The sequence below is a fragment of the Enterobacter cloacae complex sp. S2 genome (assembly GCF_015159675.1).
Lineage (GTDB): Bacteria > Pseudomonadota > Gammaproteobacteria > Enterobacterales > Enterobacteriaceae > Enterobacter > Enterobacter intestinihominis.
Genome location: NZ_JADDTS010000019.1, coordinates 16906 through 39531, shown reverse-complemented (window position 1 = coordinate 39531; position 22626 = coordinate 16906). Strand labels below are relative to the sequence as shown.

The 22626-nt window shown below is 54.9% G+C and carries 23 protein-coding genes; 10 read left to right on the top strand and 13 right to left on the bottom strand.

All coding sequences use genetic code 11. The annotated features are described in order from the left end of the window. Positions 1-41 precede the first annotated feature (41 nt). Positions 42-1115 (bottom strand): acyltransferase family protein, encoded by a 1074-nt coding sequence (locus IPZ49_RS10335; RefSeq protein WP_022647756.1) that lies wholly within the window; start codon positions 1113-1115, stop codon positions 42-44. Positions 1116-1371: 256 nt separating this feature from the next. Between IPZ49_RS10335 and lolC the strand changes: the two genes are divergently transcribed. From lolC to cobB, 5 genes are read left to right on the top strand one after another with little or no spacing between them, the layout of a single operon-like run. Next, complete coding sequence (gene lolC / locus IPZ49_RS10330) at positions 1372-2571, top strand: lipoprotein-releasing ABC transporter permease subunit LolC (protein WP_017384712.1); 1200 nt, start codon at positions 1372-1374, stop codon at positions 2569-2571. Then, a complete protein-coding gene (gene lolD, locus IPZ49_RS10325; RefSeq protein ID WP_022647757.1) occupies positions 2564-3265 on the top strand; it encodes a lipoprotein-releasing ABC transporter ATP-binding protein LolD in 702 nt (233 codons plus the stop codon). The genes lolC and lolD overlap by 8 nt, the downstream gene beginning before the upstream one ends. Next, positions 3265-4509, top strand: a complete 1245-nt coding sequence (gene lolE, locus IPZ49_RS10320; RefSeq protein WP_058676831.1) for a lipoprotein-releasing ABC transporter permease subunit LolE — start codon at positions 3265-3267, stop codon at positions 4507-4509. Before lolD ends, lolE begins: the two co-directional genes overlap by 1 nt. A 54-nt stretch (positions 4510-4563) precedes the next feature. Further along, positions 4564-5475 carry an N-acetylglucosamine kinase gene (gene nagK / locus IPZ49_RS10315; protein WP_038415849.1) on the top strand — a complete coding sequence of 304 codons (912 nt, stop codon included), beginning with the start codon at positions 4564-4566 and terminating at the stop codon, positions 5473-5475. A 14-nt stretch (positions 5476-5489) separates the two neighbouring features. Next, the gene (gene cobB, locus IPZ49_RS10310) at positions 5490-6311 is read left to right on the top strand and encodes a Sir2 family NAD+-dependent deacetylase (protein ID WP_022647760.1); all 822 of its coding nucleotides are present in this window, start codon (positions 5490-5492) and stop codon (positions 6309-6311) included. A gap of 34 nt (positions 6312-6345) precedes the next feature. Here the strand turns inward: cobB and potD are convergent, their stop codons facing one another. The 4 genes from potD to potA are packed head-to-tail and all read right to left on the bottom strand — an operon-like array spanning position 6346 to position 10154. Beyond that, positions 6346-7380, bottom strand: coding sequence for a spermidine/putrescine ABC transporter substrate-binding protein PotD (gene potD / locus IPZ49_RS10305; RefSeq protein ID WP_022647761.1), 1035 nt, complete (start codon positions 7378-7380; stop codon positions 6346-6348). Further along, entirely contained in the window at positions 7377-8168 is a 792-nt protein-coding gene (potC, locus tag IPZ49_RS10300) for a spermidine/putrescine ABC transporter permease PotC (RefSeq protein WP_063146100.1), read from the bottom strand. The genes potD and potC overlap by 4 nt, the downstream gene beginning before the upstream one ends. Then, positions 8165-9022, bottom strand: coding sequence for a spermidine/putrescine ABC transporter permease PotB (gene potB / locus IPZ49_RS10295; protein ID WP_022647763.1), 858 nt, complete (start codon positions 9020-9022; stop codon positions 8165-8167). Before potB ends, potC begins: the two co-directional genes overlap by 4 nt. Next, complete coding sequence (gene potA, locus IPZ49_RS10290; protein ID WP_163385517.1) at positions 9006-10154, bottom strand: spermidine/putrescine ABC transporter ATP-binding protein PotA; 1149 nt, start codon at positions 10152-10154, stop codon at positions 9006-9008. The genes potB and potA overlap by 17 nt, the downstream gene beginning before the upstream one ends. Before the next feature lie 237 nt (positions 10155-10391). Here potA and pepT point away from each other — a divergent pair, with 237 nt between their 5' ends. Both pepT and IPZ49_RS10280 read left to right on the top strand, forming a co-directional pair. Beyond that, positions 10392-11615, top strand: a complete 1224-nt coding sequence (gene pepT / locus IPZ49_RS10285) for a peptidase T (RefSeq protein WP_063146099.1) — start codon at positions 10392-10394, stop codon at positions 11613-11615. A 100-nt stretch (positions 11616-11715) separates the two neighbouring features. After that, positions 11716-12207 (top strand): transposase, encoded by a 492-nt coding sequence (locus IPZ49_RS10280; RefSeq protein WP_023305882.1) that lies wholly within the window; start codon positions 11716-11718, stop codon positions 12205-12207. An 88-nt stretch (positions 12208-12295) separates the two neighbouring features. On the opposite strand, the gene IPZ49_RS10275 is transcribed toward IPZ49_RS10280, so the two are convergent. The 3 genes from IPZ49_RS10275 to phoP all read right to left on the bottom strand — a co-directional run bounded on the left by IPZ49_RS10275 (position 12296) and on the right by phoP (position 15644). After that, complete coding sequence (locus IPZ49_RS10275) at positions 12296-13417, bottom strand: cupin domain-containing protein (protein ID WP_022647767.1); 1122 nt, start codon at positions 13415-13417, stop codon at positions 12296-12298. Between the two features lie 91 nt (positions 13418-13508). After that, entirely contained in the window at positions 13509-14972 is a 1464-nt protein-coding gene (gene phoQ / locus IPZ49_RS10270) for a two-component system sensor histidine kinase PhoQ (protein WP_063146098.1), read from the bottom strand. Further along, positions 14973-15644: a two-component system response regulator PhoP gene (phoP, locus tag IPZ49_RS10265; RefSeq protein ID WP_026094318.1), complete on the bottom strand. Its 672-nt coding sequence runs from the start codon at positions 15642-15644 to the stop codon at positions 14973-14975. It lies immediately after the preceding gene. Between the two features lie 475 nt (positions 15645-16119). On the opposite strand from phoP, the gene IPZ49_RS10260 reads away from it, so the two are divergent. Continuing rightward, complete coding sequence (locus tag IPZ49_RS10260) at positions 16120-16512, top strand: hypothetical protein (protein WP_022647769.1); 393 nt, start codon at positions 16120-16122, stop codon at positions 16510-16512. An 84-nt stretch (positions 16513-16596) separates the two neighbouring features. Here the strand turns inward: IPZ49_RS10260 and purB are convergent, their stop codons facing one another. Genes purB through rluE form a run of 5 tightly spaced genes read right to left on the bottom strand, consistent with a single transcriptional unit; the run spans position 16597 to position 20932 of the window. Beyond that, positions 16597-17967 (bottom strand): adenylosuccinate lyase, encoded by a 1371-nt coding sequence (gene purB / locus IPZ49_RS10255; protein ID WP_023305884.1) that lies wholly within the window; start codon positions 17965-17967, stop codon positions 16597-16599. 19 nt (positions 17968-17986) lie between these two features. Further along, the gene (gene hflD / locus IPZ49_RS10250; RefSeq protein WP_006809213.1) at positions 17987-18616 is read right to left on the bottom strand and encodes a high frequency lysogenization protein HflD; all 630 of its coding nucleotides are present in this window, start codon (positions 18614-18616) and stop codon (positions 17987-17989) included. A gap of 27 nt (positions 18617-18643) precedes the next feature. After that, the gene (mnmA, locus tag IPZ49_RS10245; RefSeq protein ID WP_063146097.1) at positions 18644-19756 is read right to left on the bottom strand and encodes a tRNA 2-thiouridine(34) synthase MnmA; all 1113 of its coding nucleotides are present in this window, start codon (positions 19754-19756) and stop codon (positions 18644-18646) included. Between the two features lie 40 nt (positions 19757-19796). Next, positions 19797-20270, bottom strand: coding sequence for an NUDIX hydrolase (locus IPZ49_RS10240; protein WP_063146096.1), 474 nt, complete (start codon positions 20268-20270; stop codon positions 19797-19799). Continuing rightward, entirely contained in the window at positions 20270-20932 is a 663-nt protein-coding gene (gene rluE / locus IPZ49_RS10235) for a 23S rRNA pseudouridine(2457) synthase RluE (RefSeq protein ID WP_022650805.1), read from the bottom strand. Before rluE ends, IPZ49_RS10240 begins: the two co-directional genes overlap by 1 nt. A 117-nt stretch (positions 20933-21049) precedes the next feature. Between rluE and icd the strand changes: the two genes are divergently transcribed. Together icd and IPZ49_RS10225 are read left to right on the top strand one after the other, a co-directional pair. Beyond that, entirely contained in the window at positions 21050-22300 is a 1251-nt protein-coding gene (gene icd, locus IPZ49_RS10230) for an NADP-dependent isocitrate dehydrogenase (RefSeq protein ID WP_003857898.1), read from the top strand. Positions 22301-22376: 76 nt separating this feature from the next. Further along, positions 22377-22622 (top strand): DUF2543 family protein, encoded by a 246-nt coding sequence (locus tag IPZ49_RS10225; RefSeq protein WP_022647773.1) that lies wholly within the window; start codon positions 22377-22379, stop codon positions 22620-22622. The last annotated feature ends 4 nt before the right edge of the window (positions 22623-22626 follow it).

The window sequence follows — 22626 nt, the reverse complement described above, 5'->3', positions numbered from 1 at the left end:
CGCACAAGAGGAAAAGTGCCCCCGGATGGGGGCAGGGTAGGTTAGCGGCTGGCGAGCTGTGGCGTAAGCCGTGCGGGAGGGGAGAAGAAAAGGTCGCCAAAGAGGGCGGTCGAGAGCTTACGTGCGCCCAGTCCAACCAGCGTGCAGACGAGCAGGCTGACGAACGGATAGACCAGAATCAGCGTTAACTCCGCCCAGATCGGCCAGTACGCCGCATTCATTTCGCGAATCAGGAGCAGGCTAAACGCCTCAATTAAAATGCGGTGGGTGGTATAAATCGCGATGGTGTTTGAACCGATGACGTTCAGCAGATTATTGGGATGAACGGCATAACGCTGCTCGAAGCTGTAAAAGAGCTTCATGATGACCACGATCGACAGCAGTGAGAGCGGCAGAGGAACATTAGCGAACCACAGCACTACCGACACCGCGCCAGAGGCGATAAGTACCAGCCAGCTGCGGCGTAAATTCATCCCTTTCATCCACGTCATCAACTGCGCGCCGTACCATGCGCCGAGGCTGTAGTAGATCATGTTGCGCACCACGCTGTTCATTCCCCACCATGGTAAAGGCAGGAAGTTAATGGCGATGCTTGCCAGCGCCAGAAGCCCCAGCATCGGCAGTTTCCAGCGGCTCAGCAGTTTACAGAGCGTGAAGTAGACCACTAAGGCGTACAAGTACCACAGGCTGGTGCTGGCCGTGAGCATTCCCAGTACAAACCCTGAAACGGAATCGGCGTAGGCCGCATTGGATGCTGTCGCCAGTTCACGTTCGGGGGCGAGCCAGGCATTAAGATGGGTCAGCGCCTGCCATTGCAGGACGCCCCACAGGGCCAGCACCCAGACAATGCTCCAGATCCGCTTGTCGAGACTGGTGCGCCAGTTCACCTCGTCAATATATCGACGAATCAAATAGCCGGAGATGAAGAAAAACACCGGCATACGGAACGGGGCGAGGTAAAGATTAAAGTAGACCCAGCATTTGGCGAGCAGGCCCGATAACGGATGCTGTAGCCCGTCCAGGTGAGGATAAAAGGTGATCACCGAGTGGTAAATCACCACCAGGCAGATGCACAGCCCTTTTATCTGGTTAATCCATAATGCTTTTTGTTTCATTGTGCGTGACGACCTTGTTGCCATAAACGAAAGGTCGATTGTTGTAAAATGAAACCCCGATGTAACGGGTAACAGTCTGTATCAGGACGATTTTCGGAAAAGGTGGAGGCTGTATGGCGGAAGTTCAGTCAGTAGCATGATGATTTATCTGAATTTTTCGGAAAAATGATTACCGAATCTTACGGTTTCAGTCATTTACGCTTAGCGGATTCGCTTATATACTCGTGGGTCTGCTATCAGCAAACAGACGGATTTCATGTATCAACCTGTCGCACTCTTCATAGGCTTACGTTACATGCGTGGGCGCGCCGCGGACCGCTTCGGTCGCTTTGTCTCCTGGCTTTCGACTATTGGCATTACGCTTGGCGTGATGGCTCTGGTGACGGTGCTTTCCGTCATGAACGGCTTCGAGCGCGAGCTGCAAAACAATATCCTGGGGCTGATGCCGCAGGCCGTTCTCTCTTCCACTCAGGGCTCCGTTAACCCGCAACAGCTGCCGGAAAGCGCGGTGAAGTTACAGGGTGTCACGCGCGTTGCGCCCCTCACGACGGGCGATGTGGTGCTGCAAAGCGCCCGCAGCGTGGCGGTCGGGGTGATGCTGGGTATCGATCCGGCGCAAAAAGATCCGCTGACGCCGTTCCTGGTCAATGTGAAACAAACCGACCTGGAAGCGGGTAAATACAACGTCATCCTCGGTGAGCAGCTTGCCGGGCAGCTCGGGGTCAACCGTGGCGATCAACTGCGCGTGATGGTGCCCTCAGCCAGTCAGTTTACGCCGATGGGGCGTCTGCCAAGCCAGCGCCTGTTCAACGTGATTGGCACGTTTGCGGCGAACAGCGAAGTCGATGGTTACCAGATGCTGGTTAACATTCAGGACGCCTCGCGTCTGATGCGCTACCCGGCGGGAAATATCACCGGCTGGCGTCTGTGGCTTGATGCGCCGCTGAAGGTGGATACCCTTAGCCAGCAGACGCTACCGGAAGGAACGAAATGGCAGGACTGGCGCGACCGCAAAGGCGAACTGTTCCAGGCCGTGCGCATGGAGAAAAACATGATGGGGCTGCTGCTGAGCCTGATCGTGGCCGTTGCCGCGTTTAATATCATCACCTCGCTCGGGCTGATGGTGATGGAGAAGCAAGGCGAAGTCGCCATTCTGCAAACCCAGGGGCTGACGCCGCGCCAGATCATGGCGGTATTTATGGTTCAGGGCGCCAGCGCTGGCATCATCGGCGCGCTGCTCGGCGCGGCGCTGGGTGCGCTGCTCGCCAGCCAGCTCAACAATCTCATGCCGATTATCGGCGCGCTGCTTGATGGTGCGGCGCTGCCGGTGGCTATCGAGCCGCTCCAGGTGGTCGGTATTGCGCTGGCCGCGATGGCTATTGCGCTGCTCTCTACGCTTTATCCTTCCTGGCGGGCTGCCGCCACTCAACCCGCTGAGGCTTTACGTTATGAATAAGATCCTGTTGCAGTGCGACAACCTGTCCAAACGCTATCAGGAAGGCACTGTGCAGACCGACGTGTTGCACAATGTGAGTTTTAGCGTGGGCGAAGGCGAGATGATGGCGATTGTCGGCAGCTCCGGCTCCGGCAAAAGTACGCTGCTGCACCTGCTGGGCGGGCTGGACACGCCAACCGAAGGCGATGTGATCTTTTCCGGGCAGCCGCTGAGTAAAATGTCGTCTACGGCGAAAGCCGAGCTGCGTAACCGTGAGCTGGGTTTTATCTATCAGTTCCACCATCTGCTGCCGGACTTTACGGCGCTGGAAAACGTCGCAATGCCGCTGCTGATTGGTAAAAAGAAACCCGCGGAAATTAATGCCCGCGCCAGCGACATGCTAAACGCGGTAGGGCTGGGTCATCGCGGGAATCACCGTCCTTCTGAGCTTTCCGGCGGCGAGCGTCAGCGTGTGGCCATCGCCCGTGCGCTGGTCAACAACCCGCGCCTGGTGCTGGCGGATGAGCCGACAGGTAATCTCGATGCGCGTAACGCAGACAGCATTTTCCAGCTTCTCGGCGAACTGAACGCCGCGCAGGGAACCGCGTTTCTGGTGGTCACGCACGATTTGCAGCTGGCTAAGCGGATGGGCCGTCAGCTGGAAATGCGCGACGGTCGTCTGAATGCAGAACTGACGCTGATGGGAGCGGAGTAATGGCTTTACCGTTATCGTTACTCATTGGGTTACGCTTTAGCCGCGGTCGTCGCCGGAGCGGGATGGTTTCCCTTATCTCCGTGATCTCCACCATCGGTATCGCCCTGGGCGTGGCGGTTCTAATCGTGGGCTTAAGCGCCATGAATGGCTTTGAGCGCGAACTGAATAACCGCATTCTGGCCGTTGTACCCCACGGTGAAATCGAGCCGGTTAACCAGCCGTGGTCCAGCTGGCGTGATGCCCTGAACAAAGTGGAAAAGGTACCCGGCATTGCGGCGGCTGCACCTTACATCAACTTTACCGGGCTGGTAGAGAGCGGGGTAAACCTGCGCGCCATTCAGGTGAAAGGGGTGAATCCACGTCAGGAGGAGCGTCTGAGCGCGCTGCCTCGCTATGTGCAAAATGGTGCATGGGCAAACTTTAAGGCTGGCGAACAGCAGATCATCATGGGCAAAGGCGTTGCCGATGCACTGAAGGTGAAGCAGGGCGACTGGGTCTCGATCATGATCCCGAACGCCAGCGCTGATCACAAATTGCAGCAGCCTAAGCGCGTGCGTCTGCACGTCACCGGTATTTTGCAGCTGAGCGGCCAGCTCGATCACAGCTTCGCGATGGTGCCGCTGGAAGATGCGCGCCAGTATCTGGATATGAGCGACAGCGTGACGGGCATTGCCATTAAGGTTAACGACGTTTTCAACGCCAATACACTGGTGCGTGACGCTGGCAGCGTGACCAATAACTATGTCTACATCAAAAGCTGGATCGGCACTTACGGGTATATGTACCGTGATATCCAGATGATCCGCGCGATTATGTATCTGGCGATGGTGCTGGTGATTGGCGTGGCGTGCTTTAATATCGTCTCTACGCTGGTCATGGCCGTTAAGGACAAGAGCGGCGACATTGCCGTGCTGCGTACCTTAGGGGCGAAAGACGGTCTTATTCGCGCCATCTTCGTCTGGTACGGTTTGCTGGCGGGGCTGTTTGGTAGCCTCTGCGGCGTGGTCATCGGCGTGGTGGTGTCTCTTCAGCTGACGCCGATTATCAACGGGATTGAGGCGCTTATCGGCCATCAATTCCTGTCAGGCGATATCTATTTTATTGACTTCCTGCCGTCTGAACTGCACTGGCTGGACGTCATTTATGTGCTGGTTACAGCACTTTTACTGAGTCTGCTGGCAAGCTGGTATCCGGCGCGTCGCGCAAGCCGAATTGATCCGGCGAGGGTATTAAGTGGCCAGTAATTTCGTCATGGTTTAGCGGTCTTTTGGCCGCTGAATCAAACAGAGGAATGCATCATGTATTACGGATTTGATATTGGCGGCACCAAGATTGCGCTCGGCGTGTTCGATAAAGACCTTAAGCTACAATGGGAAACCCGCGTGCCTACGCCGCGCGATAGCTACGATGAATTTTTAACCGCCATTGCCGCGCTGGTGGCGCAGGCGGATGAACGCTTTGGCGTAAAAGGCAGCATCGGCATTGGTATACCGGGTATGCCCGAAACCGACGACGGCACGCTGTATGCCGCCAACGTTCCTGCTGCCAGCGGCAAACCCCTGCGTGCCGATCTTTCTGCTCTCCTTGAGCGCGACGTGCGCTTAGACAACGATGCCAACTGTTTTGCTCTCTCAGAGGCCTGGGACGACGAGTTTCGTCGCTATCCGTTGGTGATGGGGCTGATCCTCGGAACGGGCGTCGGTGGCGGGATTGTCATTAACGGTAAGCCCATAACCGGGCGCAGCTACATTACCGGAGAATTTGGTCATATCCGTCTGCCGGTGGATGCGCTGGACGTCGTTGGTCGTGATTTCCCGCTTACCCGCTGCGGCTGTGGTCAGCACGGCTGCATTGAGAGTTACCTTTCAGGGCGCGGGTTTGCATGGCTTTATGAACACTTCTATCATCAGAAACTTGAGGCCCCTCAAATCATTACGCTGTGGGAGCAGGGAGACGCGCAGGCGCGTGAGCACGTTGAGCGCTATCTTGATTTGCTGGCGGTGTGTCTGGGGAATATCCTGACCATCGTCGACCCGGATCTGCTGGTGATCGGGGGAGGGCTGTCAAATTTCACTGCGATTACGGAACAACTGTCCGGGCGTTTGCCCCGACATTTATTGCCGGTCGCCCGCGTGCCGCGCATTGAGCGTGCGCGACACGGGGACGCAGGAGGCATGCGCGGAGCCGCATTCCTTCATCTCACCGATTAGTTTACGAGGTTACTATGCTGTCGCGTCGCCAGGGTCGACTCAGCCGTTTTCGCAAAAATAAACGCCGCTTACGTGAACGCCTGCGTCAGCGGATCTTTTTCAGAGACAGGATGATGCCAGAAGCGATGGATAAACCCAGAGTGGTGGTGTTGACCGGGGCGGGGATCTCCGCCGAATCCGGTATTCAGACCTTCCGCGCGGCGGACGGGCTGTGGGAAGAACACCGAGTAGAAGATGTGGCGACGCCGGAAGGTTTCGCCCGCGATCCGGCGCTGGTTCAGGCGTTTTACAACGCCCGTCGTCGCCAGCTTCAGCAGCCGGAGATTGCGCCAAACGCGGCGCACCTGGCGCTGGCAAAGCTGGAGGAGGCGCTGGGGGATCGTTTTCTGCTGGTGACGCAAAACATCGACAATCTTCATGAAAGAGCCGGAAACCACAACATCATTCACATGCACGGCGAACTGCTCAAGGTGCGGTGCGCATGGAGTGGGCAGGTGCTGGAGTGGAAAGAGGACGTGCTGGACGAAGACCGCTGCCACTGCTGTCAGTTCCCTTCGCGTCTGCGTCCCCATGTGGTCTGGTTTGGCGAAATGCCGCTGGGAATGGATGAGATCTACAGCGCCCTGGCCATGGCGGACGTCTTTATCGCCATTGGTACCTCAGGACATGTCTATCCGGCGGCGGGGTTTGTTCACGAAGCGCGACTGCAAGGTGCCCATACGGTGGAGCTTAATCTTGAGCCAAGCCAGGTCGGGAGTGAGTTTGAAGAGAAGCATTACGGTCTGGCCAGCGAGGTGGTGCCAGCCTTTGTTGATAAACTCCTGAAGGGGCTGTAAGGGTAACGGGCGACCTTGCGTCGCCCGTTGTGCATTAACGGCCTGCTTTTAGCTTCTGATAATACTCTTCATACAGGCGGCTCGCGTCACCGACGTCGTTCTGCCATTCCCCTTTGCTGATGGTTTCAGCGTCCGGATAAAGCGATTTATCATTCGCCACTTCAGGACTTAACAGCTTCCGCGCGGCCAGGTTTGGTGTCGGGTAACCAATAGTTTCCGCCACCTGTTTTGCCACATCCGGGCGCAGCAGGAAGTTAATCAGCTTCAGGGCGCCATCGACGTTTTTCGCATTAGCCGGGATCGCGAGGCTGTCCATCCAGAAGATGCCGCCCTCTTTCGGCCAGACCACCTCCAGCGGCGTACCGGCCTGACGCGCCACAAACGCAGAGCCGTTCCAGACCATCCCCAGATTCACTTCACCTTCCATATACGGGTTAGCCGGGTTATCCGAGTTGAACGCTGCCACGTTTGGCATCAGCTTTTTCAGTTCGTTATACGCCGCTTCGATCTCTTTCGGATCGGTGGTGTTGCCGGAGTAGCCGAGTTTACGCAGCGCAATCTGGAACACTTCGCGCGCATCATCGGTTAACAGCAGGCTGCTTTTGTATTCCGGCTTCCACAGGTCAGCCCAGGATGAAACCGTTTTTGGATCAACGGCATCGCTGTTGACGCCAATTGCCGTCGCGCCCCAGATGTACGGAATGGAATAATCGTTGTTCGGGTCGAATGGCTTGTTTAGCATCTCAGGATCGAGGTTTGAAAAATTGGTTAGCTTCGTTTTATCGATCTTCTGGATCATGCCTTCTTTGCGCATCTTGTCGACGAAATAGGTCGAGGGCACCACCAGGTCATACGCGCCATCTTTATAGGTTTTGAGCTTGGCGTACATGGTTTCATTCGACTCGTAGGTCGAATAGATCACCTTGATGCCCGTCTCTTTGGTGAACTGCTCCAGCAGGCCCGGCGGCACATACTCGGTCCAGTTGTAGAAATAGAGCGTTTTGCTGTCATCAGCATGCGCGGCACCCATTCCGAGCACCAGTGCCGCAGCGGCAAGCATTTTTTTCATTTCTGTGTCCCCTGAGATTTTGTTTTATCACGAGCAATAACCTGGCTGGCAATCACCAGAACCAGCGATAACACCAACAGAATAGTCGCCAGCGCGTTCACTTCGGGTGAAACACCGACTTTCACCATTGAGTAGATCTTCAACGGCAGAATTTCGTAGCTCGGCCCGGTGACGAAGGAGGACACGACCACGTCGTCCATCGACAGGGTAAAGCTGAGCAGCCATCCGGCCGCCACGGCAGGCATCGCCAGCGGCAGGATGATTTTGCGCAGAATGGTCATCTCGCTGGCTCCCAGATCCCTCGCCGCTTCCAGCATGCGTACGTCGAATCCTTTCAGTCGCGCGTAGACGGTTACCACCACAAACGGCAGGCAGAAGGTGATATGCGAAAACAGCAGCGACCAGAAACCGAGCTGGACGCCCAGCAGCATAAACAGCACCAGCAGTGAAATGGCCATCATGATGTCCGGGGACATCATCACCACAAACAGCATACCGCTGACGAACGGCTTACCGCGAAAACGGTAGCGGTACAGCGCCACGGCGGTCAGCGAGCCAATCAGCGTCGCGAAGGTGGCAGAGAATACCGCCATCGTCAGCGAGTGCTGAGCGGCCTGTAGCAGGCTGTCATTGTTCATCAGCAGGCCATACCATTTGGTGGTAAACCCTTGCCAGTTGATCCCGAAGCGTGAACTGTTAAAGGAGTTCACGATCAAAATGATTATCGGAATATAAAGATACGCATAAATGGCGGTCATAAAACCGCCGCGAAGCAGTCGACCGATCATTCCAGCTCCACCTTCTTATTCAGCAGGCGTGAGGCACGCCAGTAAACCAGCAGCATCAGCCCCATTACCACCGTCAGCGTAATGCTGGTGGCCGAGCCGAACGGCCAGTCGCGGATGTTCAGGAACTGGCTCTTGATCACGTTGCCGATCAGCAGGTTTTTCGCCCCGCCCATCAGGTCCGACACGTAGAACAGGCCCATCGCAGGCAGCATGACCAGCAGACATCCGGCAATAATGCCCGGCATGGTCAGCGGGATAATGATGCGGATAAAGGTTTGCAGCTTGCTGGCCCCCAGGTCTCTCGCGGCTTCCAGAAGTGGTTTATCAAGCTTTTCAATGCTTGAGTAAAGCGGCATCACCATAAACGGCAGCAGGATATAGACCAGGCCGACGATCACCGCGCTCGGAGTGAACATAATGCGGATCGGCGTATCAATAACCCCAAGCCACAGCAGAAACTCGTTAAGATAACCTTTGGTGCTGAGGAAGATTTTCAGCCCATATATGCGGATTAACGAGTTGGTCCAGAATGGCACAATCAGTAAAAACAGCAGCAGCGGACGCACTTTTTGCGGCAGGCGAGCCAGGAACCACGCGAACGGATACCCCAGCACCAGACAGGCAACGGTGGCAATCAGCGCCATATTGAGCGAGTGCAGCAGCACGTCAAAGTAGAGCGGATCGAGCAGGCGTGCGTAGTTGTCCAGCGTAAAGACCATCGCGACGAAGTTCGCGTCGTCGCGGGTCAGGAAGCTGGTTACGATGATCATCAGGTTGGGAAGAAAGACAAACAACACAAGCCAACCGACGATCGTGGCAATCACCACATTCTGGAACTTACTTGTGTTCTTCATCAGCCAGTACAACCTCCCAGCTTTCTACCCAGTTGATGACCATCTTCTGATCCAGCGAGTGGTCGAAGTCCGGATCGTCCTCGTTGAAGAACTCACTAACCATCACCATTTTGCCGTTTTCCAGTTCCACAACGGATTCGAGGGTCATCCCTTTGTAGTTGCGTTCGCGAACGTAACCGATCAGACCTTCGGCATCAGCCGTGTCGTGGATCTCATCGACGCGAAGATCTTCCGGGCGGAGCAGAACGTTGAGCCTTTGTCCCTTTTCCACGGCAAAGTTCACCGTGATGTTGCATTCGCGGCCTTCCACGTTGGCGCGCACGCGCTGCTCGTCCAGCCGCTCAATCACCGTGGCGTTGAAAATATTGATTTCGCCAATGAAGCTGGCGACGAACAGGTTTTTCGGCTCCTCATAAATTTCACGCGGCGTGCCGTCCTGCTCAATCTTGCCCTCACGCATCACCACGATACGGTCTGACATAGTCAGGGCTTCTTCCTGATCGTGAGTGACAAACACGAACGTGATGCCGAGCTTACGCTGAAGCGCTTTCAGCTCGTTCTGCATCTGCTTGCGCAGCTTGTAGTCCAGCGCGGAGAGGGATTCATCCAGCAGGAGCAGGCGTGGTTTGTTGACCACGGCGCGGGCAATAGCCACACGCTGCTGCTGACCACCAGAAAGTTGATGCGGCTTGCGCTGGGCGAATGCCTCCAGCTGCACCATGCGCAGGGCTTCGGTAACGCGCGGCGGGATCTCGCTGGCGGGTGTTTTTTGCATCCGCAGGCCAAACGCCACGTTCTCAAACACGGTCATGTGCGGGAACAGGGCATAGCTCTGAAAGACGGTATTGACGTGGCGATCTTCGGCAGGGACCTGGGTAATGTCCTGGTTCTCAAGATGGATATGGCCGTTATCGACGCTTTCCAGCCCGGCAATAAGGCGCAGGACGGTGGTTTTGCCGCAGCCGGAGGGGCCAAGCAGCGTGAGAAACTCACCGTCATTGATGGTCAGATTAAGATCGGAAATGACATCTTTGCCATCGAAACTTTTACGAATTCGTTCCAGTTGCACCAGCGGTGAAAGGGAACGGGGTTGTGTATTCAATTTTCGCGCTGTCCCATATAGACGCCTCAGGCAGCAGACTGAAGCGGGGTTTGTGTGTAACCACCTTGGTGACTCGTAATGAGGGCGGACATTCTACGGCAAACCCATTGAATCGCCAATCCTTCTCACTTATTCATAAGCTACATTTATTAACGCAGAACGATATAAACGTAAAAAGTTCTCGTTTGCGGGATAAAAGTGACCTGACGCAATATTTGCGTTTTGCTGCTTAATGATAATGTTGTCACAAAAAGTGAGGGTGACTGCATGGATAAACTACTTGAGCGTTTCTTACATTACGTTTCGCTGGATACCCAATCTAAGCCGGGGGTCCGACAGGTGCCAAGCACCGAAGGCCAGTGGAAGCTGCTAAATCTGCTGAAAGAGCAGCTGGAGGCCATGGGGCTGGTTGATGTCACGCTCAGTGAAAAGGGGACCGTGATGGGAACGCTGCCGGCCAACGTTGAGGGAGATATCCCGGCGATTGGCTTTATTTCTCATGTCGATACCTCACCTGATTTTAGCGGTAAACACGTTAATCCGCAGATTGTTGAAAACTACCGCGGCGGAGATATTGCGCTGGGCATTGGCGACGAAGTGCTGTCGCCGGTGATGTTCCCGGTACTGCATCAGCTGCTGGGGCAGACGTTAATCACCACCGACGGCAAAACCTTGCTGGGGGCCGATGACAAAGCGGGTATCGCCGAGATCATGACGGCGCTGGCGGTGCTGAAGGGCAAAAATATCCCACATGGCGATATCCGCGTGGCCTTCACGCCGGATGAAGAGGTAGGAAAAGGCGCGAAACATTTTGACGTCGAGGCGTTTAACGCTCAGTGGGCCTACACCGTCGACGGTGGCGGCGTGGGTGAACTTGAGTATGAAAACTTTAACGCGGCATCGGTGACGATCAAAATCGTCGGGAATAACGTGCACCCGGGCTCTGCGAAAGGGGTGATGGTGAATGCGCTGTCGCTGGCTGCGCGTATTCATGCGGAAGTTCCTGCCGAAGAGAGCCCGGAGATGACGGAAGGGTATGAGGGTTTTTATCATCTGACCAGCATCAAGGGGAACGTGGACAGCGCGCAGATGCACTATATCGTCCGCGATTTTGACCGCAAAGCCTTTGAAGCGCGCAAGCGTAAGATGATGGAGATCGCGAAAAAGGTCGGCAAGGGGCTACATCCGGATTGCTATATTGAACTCATCATCGAAGACAGCTATTACAATATGCGCGAGAAGGTGATGGAGCATCCGCACATTCTTGATATCGCCCAGCAGGCGATGCGCGATTGTTACATCGAGCCGGTGATGAAACCGATCCGTGGCGGTACCGATGGTTCACAGCTGTCGTTTATGGGCCTGCCGTGCCCGAACCTGTTTACCGGCGGATATAACTACCACGGCAAGCATGAGTTCGTGACGCTGGAAGGGATGGAGAAAGCGGTGCAGGTGATCGTGCGGATAGCGGAGTTAACCGCGAAGCGGTAAGAAACTGCCCGGTGGCGCTTCGCTTACCGGGCCTACAGGAACGGCTTTTGTAGGCCGGGTAAGGCGTAGCCGCCACCCGGCACATGAACAGGGAGTTCAAATGTCAAACTACCGCCGCCACTACATCCCCGGTGGGACTTGGTTTTTCACCGTCAATCTGCAAAACCGCCAGAGCGATTTACTTACCCGCTACATCGACAGCCTGCGTTCCGCTACCGCCACGGTTAAGCATGCGAAGCCCTTCACCATTAACGCCTGGGTTATCCTGCCTGAACATATGCACTGTATCTGGACCTTACCGGAAGGGGACAGTGACTTTTCAGCGCGCTGGCGCGACATCAAAAAAATGTTTAGCCGCAACATTGAGATGCGCCACGTCTGGCAACCGCGTTTCTGGGAGCACACCATTCGCAATGAGCAGGATTATCGGCGGCATATGGATTACGTCTACATCAATCCGCTGAAGCATGGCTATGTCGGGAAGGTCGTCGACTGGCCCTATTCAACGTTTCATCGGGACGTGCGGGAAGGGTTATATCCGGCAGACTGGGCGGGTGAGATTGAGGATTTTGCGGCGGGGGAGCGGAAGTAAAACAAAGCCGGGTGGCGGCTACGCCTTACCCGGCCTACATTTCGATCGTAGGCCCGGTAAGCGCAGCGCCACCGGGCATTAAAGCGGCTCAGTCCTCAAAAAACCAGTACCCGCTGTTAACCAGCGCGGCCAGCATGGCGAGGAAGGAGGGATCGTCCAGCGCGTCGCCAAAGGTATCCGCAGACAGCACCATATGGCTGGCAATCGCTTCCAGTGCCGGACGGTGTGGAGAGTCCAGGCGCTCGCCGTTGACGAATACCTCTTCGCCAATGCGCAATACACGTAATCCGCCCAAACGAACCAGCTTATCGCCCTGCTGGAGGGCATCATAAATTTCATCTGCCTGATACGGCGGCTCTGGCGGTGCGACGTCCAGTTCGTGACGCGACTGGCTGATAAACTCGCCAAACCACTGTCTGAAGTGCTCCGGTTCGTTGATCAGATCCAGCATCATACCGCGCAGCTTATCCAGCTCCTCTGGCAGAATATCGGCCGGGTGCTCACGCGCCGGAACATCCGGATCGCTGTAACGATGGCTGCCCAGCTCGCGCTGTAAAACATAGTCAGCGAATCCGCTGATCATCTCGCGGCCGCTTGGCGCGCGGAAACCAACCGAATAGTTTAGCGAGTTTTCCAGGGAATAACCTTCATGCGGGAAGCCTGGCGGGATATACAGAATGTCGCCTGGCTCCAGCTCTTCATCAATGATCCCTTCAAACGGATCAACCTGAAGCAGATCCGGGTGCGGGCAGTGCTGCTTCATTGGCACTTTTTCGCCCACTCGCCAGCGACGGCGACCGGTACCCTGAATGATAAACACGTCGTACTGATCAAGATGCGGACCCACGCCGCCACCGGGAACAGAGAAGGAGATCATCAGATCGTCCATTCGCCAGTCTGGGAGGGCGCGGAAGGGACGCATCAAGGCTGCGGTGGGTTCGTGCCAGTTGTTGACCGCCTGCACCAGTAAAGACCAGTTGCTTTCGCCCAGGTGATCGTAGCTTTCAAAGGGACCGTGGCTGACCTGCCATTTCCCGTCCTGATGGCTCACCAGACGGCTGTCTACCTCGTTTTCCATCGCCAGACCAGCGAGTTCGTCAGGAGATATAGGGTCGATAAAATTGCTGATCCCGCGTTTAAGAACGACCGGGCGTTTTTGCCAGTAACGTTCAATAAATTCGGGCCAGTTAAGCGTTAATTGATAATCCATATTTTTGTATTCCGCAGGCTCTTACTGAGACGGATTATAACGGAAGCACCGACCCCTGACTGCGAGATCCGCGTATTTTTCACATTTCGGGTTAACTATCGTTCAATACGGGCTGTTGGCGGCCAAAAATGGCTTCCATACGGGCACCGCCCAGCAGGCTTTCGCCGGTTTCAATCTTGCCCTCGTACTGATCGACAATTTCCCGGGCGACGGATAATCCGACACCCTGGCCCGGGCGCAGCGTATCGGCGCGCTGACCGCGATCGAATACCACTTCGCGTTTATTATGGGGAATGCCAGGACCATCATCCTCAACGATAATATGCAGTTCGTTATCCGTTACGCGCGCGGACACCTCGACAAACTCCAGACAATATTTGCAGGCGTTATCGAGCAGATTTCCCATCACTTCCATAAAGTCATTCTTCTCGCCAACAAAGCTTATTTCCGGTGAGATATCCAGACTGATGTTTACCCCTTTACGCTGGTAAACCTTGTTCAGCGCAGAGGTGAGGTTATCCAGCAGCGGGGCTACCGGGTGCAGTTCACGGCTCAATAAGGCGCTTTCGGAACGCATGCTCGCGCGGTGCAGGTAATAACCAATCTGCTGTGAAATACGGCTGATTTGCTCCAGCATTACCGGCTCGGCGTCATCCACGCTCATTTTCGAACTGCGCATTGAACGCAGTGTACTTTGCATCACTGCCAGCGGGGTTTTCAGGCTGTGCGTAAGATCGGTGAGCGTCGTGCGATACTTGTCGTAACGTTCACGTTCGCTTTTCAGCAGGCGGTTGAGGTTGCGCACCAGGCTGGTCAGTTCGCGCGTAGTTTCAGGGTTAAGCTTCTCGCGGTGATGTTCCTCCAGCTCGCGCACCTCTTTGGCAAGGGATTCAATCGGGCGGAGGCTCCACCACGCAGCAACCCACAGGAGAGGGATCACCAGCAGCAGGTTGGCAGCCAGAACGTACACGAACCAGTTCCAGACCATATACGAGCGTTTTAGCTCAACCGGTATGGTATCGATCACCACAATGGTCAGCTGCGGCATGTTCAGGGTAGCGGGATAAAGGTTGATGGCCACCGAGTGGGTCATCTCCGTGTCGTCATCTTCGGCACGGATTTCATTGAGCTTGTTCTGTAACGCCAGATCGTCTCGCAGCAGGAAGCTGGTCGAGTTGAGGTCGGCTTCTATTTCGTGAAATCCGTTGGTTTTCAGCCATTCCGGACGGATGCGTTTTTTCAGCCAAGGAACATCACGCTGCGCCCACAGCAGTTTTCCTTTTTCATCGTAGATCAGCGCCAGCGTCGGGCTCTGCTGGTTCAGGTTTTCCGGCATCTCGACGGTGATTTGGTTGTTCTCCCATTTCGCCAGGGTATAGAACAGATTACTTTCGCCGCGAAGCAGGCGGAAGGTGGTTTTATCGAAGCTTACGCTGTACCCGACCAACGCCACCATTCCGTAAGAGAGGGACAGCACGAGCACGACGGCGGCGGTTGCCAGCAGAAAGCGAACCCGCAGTGAAAGGGGTAAAATATGGCGCAAAATCCCTTTCATTTAGCGTAATTCGAACAGGTAGCCCTGACCACGCACGGTGGTAATCACGTCGTGCGGGTACTGTGCCTGAATTTTTTTGCGCAGGCGGCCCATCAGCACGTCAATGGTGTGGCTTTCGCGCAGTTCGGCATCCGGATAAAGCTGAAGCATCAGGGAATCTTTGCTCACCACTTTACCGTTGTTACGGATCAGCGTTTCCATGATGGTGTATTCGAATGCGGTCAGCTTGATTACTTCATCATTTATTGAAAATTCGCGGCGGGAGAGATCCACCTGGAACGGCGGCAGAGAGATCACCTGTGACGCCAGCCCGCTGTTGCGGCGCAGCAGCGCCTGCATACGCGCGGCGACTTCTTCAATATGGAAGGGTTTGGTCACGTAGTCATCTGCGCCTGCGCTCAACACTTCAACCTTGTCCTGCCAGCCCTCGCGAGCAGTCAGCACCAGTACCGGCAGGGAAACGTCATGGCTACGCCAGCGGCGGATAAGAGATAATCCGTCTTCATCCGGCAGCCCTAAATCGACAATGGCGATGTCCGGCAGGTGTTCATTGAGATAATAATCGGCCTCTTTTGCGTCTTCAGCATCGTCCACCTGATGACCCATCTCCTGAAGTTGAACTTTCAGGTGATGACGTAGCAATGCGTTATCCTCAACAACCAGTACGCGCATCATCATTTCTCCCTTTATAAATGGTATGAATAGTTTAACGCTGATTATCCAGGTTGACACCAGCGTTATGAAATTAAATGATTTTTTTCATGCTTCCAAAGACAGGTGGTAATACCCCAGGCATCTGATTATTAAGTATGTTGACCTGATCCTGTTTCATATCGCCCACCCACCTCACATAAGCCTTATACGCCCCCAGAAGGCGCGGGTAATATAAACTGACTTGTTTTCGCACGCTTCCGCAATCCGGATAAAACATCCATCCGTTTATGAACGGTTGAAGGCGAGTCGCTTTTTTGACAGAACGGGCACGCCAGTTTTGTAAAGATTGCCCTTTTTTTTGTAAGGATGTTCTCACTATGTCTGTCTTTGTCTACGCTTATTTTATGGTGCGAAATTAGATTTGCATAAGATGTGCCAGAAAATCAGCATTTTTACACAACAAAACAGCAATATAGCGAGTAAAGAGGATTCTATGGAATGGAAGGTTGTTGAGACTATTGCGAGCCCGGAAAGTGGAACCATCTTTTGCAAAGTTGAAACACAATATGGCCTGAATTATATCCTTTGGCTAAAAGGGGATTATTACGTTCGTGCCGGTGAAATCATCACCACCTCAAACCAGGGTATCCTGATTAACGATCGGCGGCGTAGGGTATGGATAGCGCAGGCAATGCCCTATACATCAATAGGCTGGATGGGGTTCAAACAGAAAAACGCGTGTCCAGGTAACCGGCAGGAGATGGATCGGCCATGCACGGTTGAGACCCCGTGCCAGTTCAGGCTATGCCCGTTCGGCTTAAAACGATATATTCCGGAAAGTTATTCCACGGCGAAAAATAACAACCAGCCTGACAACAGGTTGTAATCCCGGCAGAGCCTGTAACGGGGTGTGAACGTCGACACGATGATGAAAAGCAGCCCCCTTTCCGGGTGGAAAGGGGGAGGGTGATTACTTCAGCTCGTCAACCATAGTAATGGCGCGGCCAATATAGTTTGCCGGGGTCATCTCTTTCAGGCGCGCTTTTTCTTCTTCGGGCAGCGCCAGACCATCGATAAACTGTTTCATACCCTCAGCATCAACGCGTTTACCGCGGGTCAGCTCTTTGAGTTTCTCGTACGGTTTTTCGATGCCATAACGACGCATCACCGTCTGAATCGGCTCCGCCAGCACTTCCCAGTTGTGATCCAGCTCGTCCAGCAGACGGTCGCGGTTCACCTCCAGCTTGCTCACACCCTTCAGGGTGGACTGGTAGGCGATCAGCGCGTAGCCAATACCCACGCCCAGGTTACGCAGCACCGTGGAGTCAGTCAGGTCGCGCTGCCAGCGGGAGACCGGCAGCTTACTCGCCATATGCTGCAACACGGCATTCGCCAGGCCCAGGTTACCTTCGGAATTTTCGAAGTCGATTGGGTTCACTTTGTGCGGCATGGTGGACGAACCGATTTCCCCGGCGATGGTCTTCTGCTTGAAGTGGTTCAGGGCGATGTAGCCCCAGACGTCACGATCGAAGTCGATCAGGATGGTGTTGAAGCGCGCAATGCAGTCAAACAGCTCAGCGATGTAGTCGTGCGGCTCAATCTGGGTGGTGTACGGGTTCCACTGGATCCCCAGAGACGTCACGAACTCTTCACTGAACTGGTGCCAGTCCACTTCCGGGTACGCCGCAATGTGGGCGTTGTAGTTACCCACCGCGCCGTTGATTTTGCCGAGGATCTCAACCTGCTCCAGCTGACGATACTGGCGTTCCATGCGGTACGCCACGTTCGCCATCTCTTTACCCATGGTGGATGGGGTTGCTGGCTGGCCGTGAGTACGGGACAACAGCGGAATATCGCGGTATTCCACGGACAGCGCTTTCACCGCATCGATGATTTTACGCCAGTAAGGGAGTACCACCTCTTTGCGTGCGGTAGAGAGCATCAGCGCGTGAGACAGGTTGTTAATATCTTCAGAGGTACAGGCGAAGTGAATAAATTCAGATACCGCGTGCAGGGCAGGGACGCTTGCCACTTTCTCTTTCAGGAAGTATTCAACCGCTTTCACGTCGTGGTTGGTGGTGCGTTCGATGGTTTTAATACGCGCGGCATCTTCTTCGCTGAACTCAGCAACGATTTTATCAAGGTAATCGTTTGCCTTTGCGTCAAAAGCAGGAACTTCCTTGATTGCTGTCTGGGCGGCCAGCTTTTGCAGCCAGCGCACTTCAACCTGAACACGGAACTTCAGCAGGCCATATTCGCTGAAGATCCCGCGCAGCGCGCTGACTTTATCGCCGTAGCGTCCATCGACAGGGGATACGGCGGTCAGTGAGGATAATTCCATAATTCGCAACTCCGGGAGGTTAACAATGAGCAAGAATTTGTTTTGCCTGAGTCGTCAGGCGATGACGAGAAAACATGAGCTGTAGGCGGCCACCGCCGACCTGTTGCCACAGCACGGCGGCACGGATGCCTGCCAGCAGCGAAGCGCGTACCTTCGCCTGTACCTGTGGGCTTTGCAATACGGCAGGCGAACCGGTGACCTGAATACGCGGGCCGAGCGGGCTAATTACGTCGACGTAGATACCGGCCATCGCGCTCAGCAGGGTCTCAGACTGGAGGTCAAAGTGGTCGAGCTGGCGCTGTAGCCCGGCGATGCGATCGCCCAGGGTATTCATTGCGCCTTTCGCCGCGTTCAGCTTACGTTCCAGCACCATCAGGCTTAAGGTGTAGCGGGTCAGTTCCGCGTTCAACCCCTGACGGTTGCTGGCGTTGAGCACGCCGAGCAGGGTTTCAAGACCGAGACGAAGATTGGTTTCACTGCCGCCAAAGACGCCCAGCGTGGAACCTGGGTTAAGATCGATAACGCTGTTGAGTGAAACGTGCAGGGCATCAGCATCGCAATGACCCTGATGCGCCAGCTGTTGCACCAGACGGGCTGACTGGCAAATTCCCGCCAGCGCCAGGGTGATGTCGTAATAGTTCTTCGCCACACGGTCTCCTTTATGTGTGCAAACGGTTTAAACAGCAGGCAGCGGCAGGCGCTGTTCAATGATCCCACCGCCGAGGCAAATTTCGCCGCTGTAGAAAACAGCTGACTGGCCAGGGGTAACGGCGGAAACCGGTTCGTCGAAACGCACGTCAATGCGATCGTCATCCAGTGCGGTGACGGTGCAAGGGATGTCCGTCTGGCGGTAGCGCGTTTTCACAGTGCAGCGCAGCGTGCCTTTCAGCGGCTCGCGATCGACCCAGTGCAGCTGTTGCGCGATAAGTCCAACGGACATCAGGCGCGGATGGTCGTGACCCTGAGCCACCACCAGAATATTGTTTTCGACATCTTTGTCGACCACGTACCACGGATCTTCGCTGCCCTCTTTGGTGCCGCCGATACCCAGACCTTTACGCTGGCCGAGAGTGTGGTACATCAGCCCCTGGTGCTGACCAATCTCATCACCGTCAACGGTGACGATATTGCCCGGCTGTGCAGGCAGGTAGCGCCCCAGGAACTCGCGGAATTTACGCTCGCCGATAAAACAGATACCGGTGGAGTCTTTTTTCTTCGCGGTGATCAGATCCAGATCTTCAGCAATCTTACGCACTTCCGGCTTTTCCAGCTCGCCGACCGGGAACAGACTTTGGGCAATCTGTTCATGGCTCAGCGTGTAGAGGAAGTAGCTCTGATCTTTATTGCCATCCAGACCGCGCAGCAGCTGGCTTTTACCATTCACATCCGCGCGACGCACGTAGTGGCCGGTCGCAATGTAGTCTGCGCCCAGATCTTCCGCGGCGAATTCCAGGAAGGCTTTGAATTTGATCTCTTTGTTACACAGGATATCCGGGTTTGGCGTGCGGCCCGCTTTGTACTCTTCGAGGAAGAGTTCAAAAACGTTGTCCCAGTATTCTGCGGCAAAGTTAACGGTGTGCAGTTCGATGCCGAGCTTATCGCACACGGCCTGCGCATCGGCGAGATCCGCAGCGGCAGTGCAGTATTCCTCGCCATCGTCTTCCTCCCAGTTCTTCATGAACAGGCCCTCAACCTTATAGCCCTGTTGCTGCAACAGGTAGGCGGAAACGGAGGAATCGACACCGCCGGACATGCCGACGATCACTTTTTTCTGGCTGTTATCTGACATGGAATACTCACGACATTGAACTTCAAGGCGGCGTATTCTATCACGCCCCCCCACCATTGACACCCTCTGTAAACGGCCAGTTAAATTCTGCAATGACATCCAGCGGCAGGCGAGCCGCAGACTGCCAGCAGCGGATGCTTTCCGCAACCAGCGGCGAGCGCAGGTTTGGCGCGTTCAGGATCTCGTCTGCGGTCATCCACAGGCAGCGATCGATATCGTCGTCGTGCGGTTCAGTGGCGCACGTTTCGTTAAGCTCAACGGCGAATAAAAAGCGCAGGAAAGGTGTCTGGTCAGGCGCTATCCACTGATGCATACGGATAAAGTGCTGCGGTTCGGCGCGGATACCCGTCTCTTCCCAGAGCTCGCGTTTCGCTGCCTGCAATAAGGTTTCGTTGGCTTCAAGATGCCCGGCTGGCTGATTCCAAAGCGCTTTGCCGTTGATGGTCTCTTCCACCACCAGGAATTTCCCCTGCGCGTGGACCACGCAGGCGACCGTAACATGGGGTTTAAACATCAGTTCTCCTTAGGGGTAACATCCCGCCATTCCCCGTTAGCCAGCGAGTCCAGCGTGTAGCTGCCCATGGCGTAGCGAATGAGTCGCAGGGTAGGGAAGCCCACATGCGCAGTCATGCGCCTGACCTGTCGGTTGCGGCCTTCATAAAGGGTGATTTTAAGCCAGCTGGTGGGAATCGATTTGCGCTCACGAATCGGCGGGTTGCGCGGCCACAGCCACTCGGGTTCATTCACGCGCTCAATACCAGCTGGCAGGGTAGGACCATCGTTCAGCGTTACGCCGTTGCGCAGCTTTGCCAGCGACGCGTCGTCCGGCTCGCCTTCAACCTGCACATAGTAAATTTTTCCGGTACGTTTGCCCGGCTGAGTAAGCCTGGCCTGGAGCACGCCGTCATTGGTAAGCACCAGCAGCCCCTCGCTGTCGCGATCCAGACGCCCGGCCGCGTAGACCCCCTGAACGGGGATAAAATCCTTCAGCGTGCTGCGCCCGGCCTCGTCGGTAAACTGCGGCAATACATCATAGGGTTTATTGAACAGTATGACCCGCGTTGGCTGGGGTTCTGGCGTTCTTCTGGTGGCTTGTCGTGAGCTGAATCGCTCAACCCGGTGTTTTCTAAAAGAAGTTTTCGTCATGGTATTTTCAGGCGTTATCAATTGCCGCATTATAGCCTAATAACGAAGACCTTTCATGGCGTCGGACAATCAGGTACTATCGGAAGGCTCATTACAATTTATTAACATAAGATCAGTAACAACCAGAAGCGCTCGAAGGAGAGGTTAATGGAAAGCAAAGTAGTTGTTCCGGCGGAAGGTAAAAAGATCACCCTGCAAAACGGCAAGATTAACGTTCCTCACAACCCGATTATCCCGTTCATCGAAGGTGACGGTATCGGCGTAGACGTTACCCCGGCAATGCTGAAAGTGGTTGATGCCGCTGTTGAGAAAGCCTACAAAGGCGAGCGTAAAATTTCCTGGATGGAAATTTACACCGGTGAAAAATCGACTCAAGTTTATGGCCAGGACGTCTGGCTGCCAGCCGAAACGCTGGACCTGATCCGCGACTATCGCGTTGCTATCAAAGGTCCTCTGACCACGCCAGTTGGCGGCGGCATTCGCTCCCTGAACGTGGCGCTGCGTCAGGAACTGGATCTGTATGTGTGTCTGCGTCCGGTGCGTTACTACCAGGGCACTCCAAGCCCGGTTAAGCACCCGGAACTGACCGACATGGTCATCTTCCGTGAAAACTCTGAAGACATCTACGCCGGTATCGAATGGAAAGCGGATTCTGCTGATGCAGAAAAAGTGATTAAATTCCTGCGCGAAGAGATGGGCGTGAAGAAAATTCGCTTCCCTGAGCATTGCGGCATCGGCATCAAGCCGTGCTCCGAAGAAGGGACCAAGCGTCTGGTGCGTGCCGCCATCGAATACGCTATCACCAATGATCGTGACTCTGTGACCCTGGTTCACAAAGGCAATATCATGAAGTTCACCGAAGGCGCGTTCAAAGACTGGGGCTACCAGCTGGCGACCGAAGAGTTCGGCGGTGAACTGATCGACGGCGGCCCATGGCAGAAAATTAAAAACCCGAACACCGGTAAAGAGATCATCATTAAAGATGTGATCGCCGATGCGTTCCTGCAACAGATCCTGCTGCGTCCTGCTGAATATGACGTGATCGCCTGTATGAACCTGAACGGTGACTACATCTCCGATGCGCTGGCAGCGCAGGTCGGTGGTATCGGTATCGCCCCGGGCGCGAACATCGGTGACGAGTGCGCCCTGTTCGAAGCAACTCACGGTACTGCACCGAAATATGCAGGCCAGGACAAAGTCAACCCAGGCTCTATCATTCTGTCCGCAGAGATGATGCTGCGTCATATGGAATGGTTCGAAGCCGCAGACCTGATTGTTAAGGGTATGGAAGGCGCGATTAACGCGAAAACCGTCACCTATGACTTTGAACGTCTGATGGAAGGCGCTAAACTGCTGAAATGCTCAGAGTTTGGCGACGCGATTATCGCGAACATGTAATCCACTCGCTGGGTTAAATAACAACGGGAGCCTGAGGGTTCCCGTTTTTTATGCACACAAGACGGAAAACAACGCTATGACCCATGATATCCCGCTCAAGTATTATGACATCGTCGACGAGTATGCGACTGAAACGGCAAAACCGCCAGAAGAGGCGGAGCGTACGCCACTGGCACACTATTTTCAGCTGCTGCTCACTCGCTTATACAACAATGAGGAAATCAGTGAAGAGGCGCAGCGGGAGATGGCTGTCCAGGCGGAGATAGATGAAGCGCGCATTGACGATATTGCGAACTTCCTGAATCAATGGGGCAATGAATAACGCT

Excerpts from the sequence above, each read along its gene's own strand:
- IPZ49_RS10275 (WP_022647767.1), bottom strand. The coding sequence starts at position 13,417 with ATGGATTATCAATTAACGCTTAACTGGCCCGAATTTATTGAACGTTAC.
- potB (WP_022647763.1), bottom strand. The coding sequence starts at position 9,022 with ATGAAGAACACAAGTAAGTTCCAGAATGTGGTGATTGCCACGATCGTC.
- lolD (WP_022647757.1), top strand. The coding sequence starts at position 2,564 with ATGAATAAGATCCTGTTGCAGTGCGACAACCTGTCCAAACGCTATCAG.
- potD (WP_022647761.1), bottom strand. The coding sequence starts at position 7,380 with ATGAAAAAAATGCTTGCCGCTGCGGCACTGGTGCTCGGAATGGGTGCC.
- phoP (WP_026094318.1), bottom strand. The coding sequence starts at position 15,644 with ATGCGCGTACTGGTTGTTGAGGATAACGCATTGCTACGTCATCACCTG.
- lolC (WP_017384712.1), top strand. The coding sequence starts at position 1,372 with ATGTATCAACCTGTCGCACTCTTCATAGGCTTACGTTACATGCGTGGG.
- nagK (WP_038415849.1), top strand. The coding sequence starts at position 4,564 with ATGTATTACGGATTTGATATTGGCGGCACCAAGATTGCGCTCGGCGTG.
- icd (WP_003857898.1), top strand. The coding sequence starts at position 21,050 with ATGGAAAGCAAAGTAGTTGTTCCGGCGGAAGGTAAAAAGATCACCCTG.
- IPZ49_RS10225 (WP_022647773.1), top strand. The coding sequence starts at position 22,377 with ATGACCCATGATATCCCGCTCAAGTATTATGACATCGTCGACGAGTAT.
- lolE (WP_058676831.1), top strand. The coding sequence starts at position 3,265 with ATGGCTTTACCGTTATCGTTACTCATTGGGTTACGCTTTAGCCGCGGT.
- IPZ49_RS10335 (WP_022647756.1), bottom strand. The coding sequence starts at position 1,115 with ATGAAACAAAAAGCATTATGGATTAACCAGATAAAAGGGCTGTGCATC.
- IPZ49_RS10260 (WP_022647769.1), top strand. The coding sequence starts at position 16,120 with ATGGAATGGAAGGTTGTTGAGACTATTGCGAGCCCGGAAAGTGGAACC.
- rluE (WP_022650805.1), bottom strand. The coding sequence starts at position 20,932 with ATGCGGCAATTGATAACGCCTGAAAATACCATGACGAAAACTTCTTTT.
- pepT (WP_063146099.1), top strand. The coding sequence starts at position 10,392 with ATGGATAAACTACTTGAGCGTTTCTTACATTACGTTTCGCTGGATACC.
- IPZ49_RS10240 (WP_063146096.1), bottom strand. The coding sequence starts at position 20,270 with ATGTTTAAACCCCATGTTACGGTCGCCTGCGTGGTCCACGCGCAGGGG.
- mnmA (WP_063146097.1), bottom strand. The coding sequence starts at position 19,756 with ATGTCAGATAACAGCCAGAAAAAAGTGATCGTCGGCATGTCCGGCGGT.
- cobB (WP_022647760.1), top strand. The coding sequence starts at position 5,490 with ATGCTGTCGCGTCGCCAGGGTCGACTCAGCCGTTTTCGCAAAAATAAA.
- phoQ (WP_063146098.1), bottom strand. The coding sequence starts at position 14,972 with ATGAAAGGGATTTTGCGCCATATTTTACCCCTTTCACTGCGGGTTCGC.
- potC (WP_063146100.1), bottom strand. The coding sequence starts at position 8,168 with ATGATCGGTCGACTGCTTCGCGGCGGTTTTATGACCGCCATTTATGCG.
- IPZ49_RS10280 (WP_023305882.1), top strand. The coding sequence starts at position 11,716 with ATGTCAAACTACCGCCGCCACTACATCCCCGGTGGGACTTGGTTTTTC.
- purB (WP_023305884.1), bottom strand. The coding sequence starts at position 17,967 with ATGGAATTATCCTCACTGACCGCCGTATCCCCTGTCGATGGACGCTAC.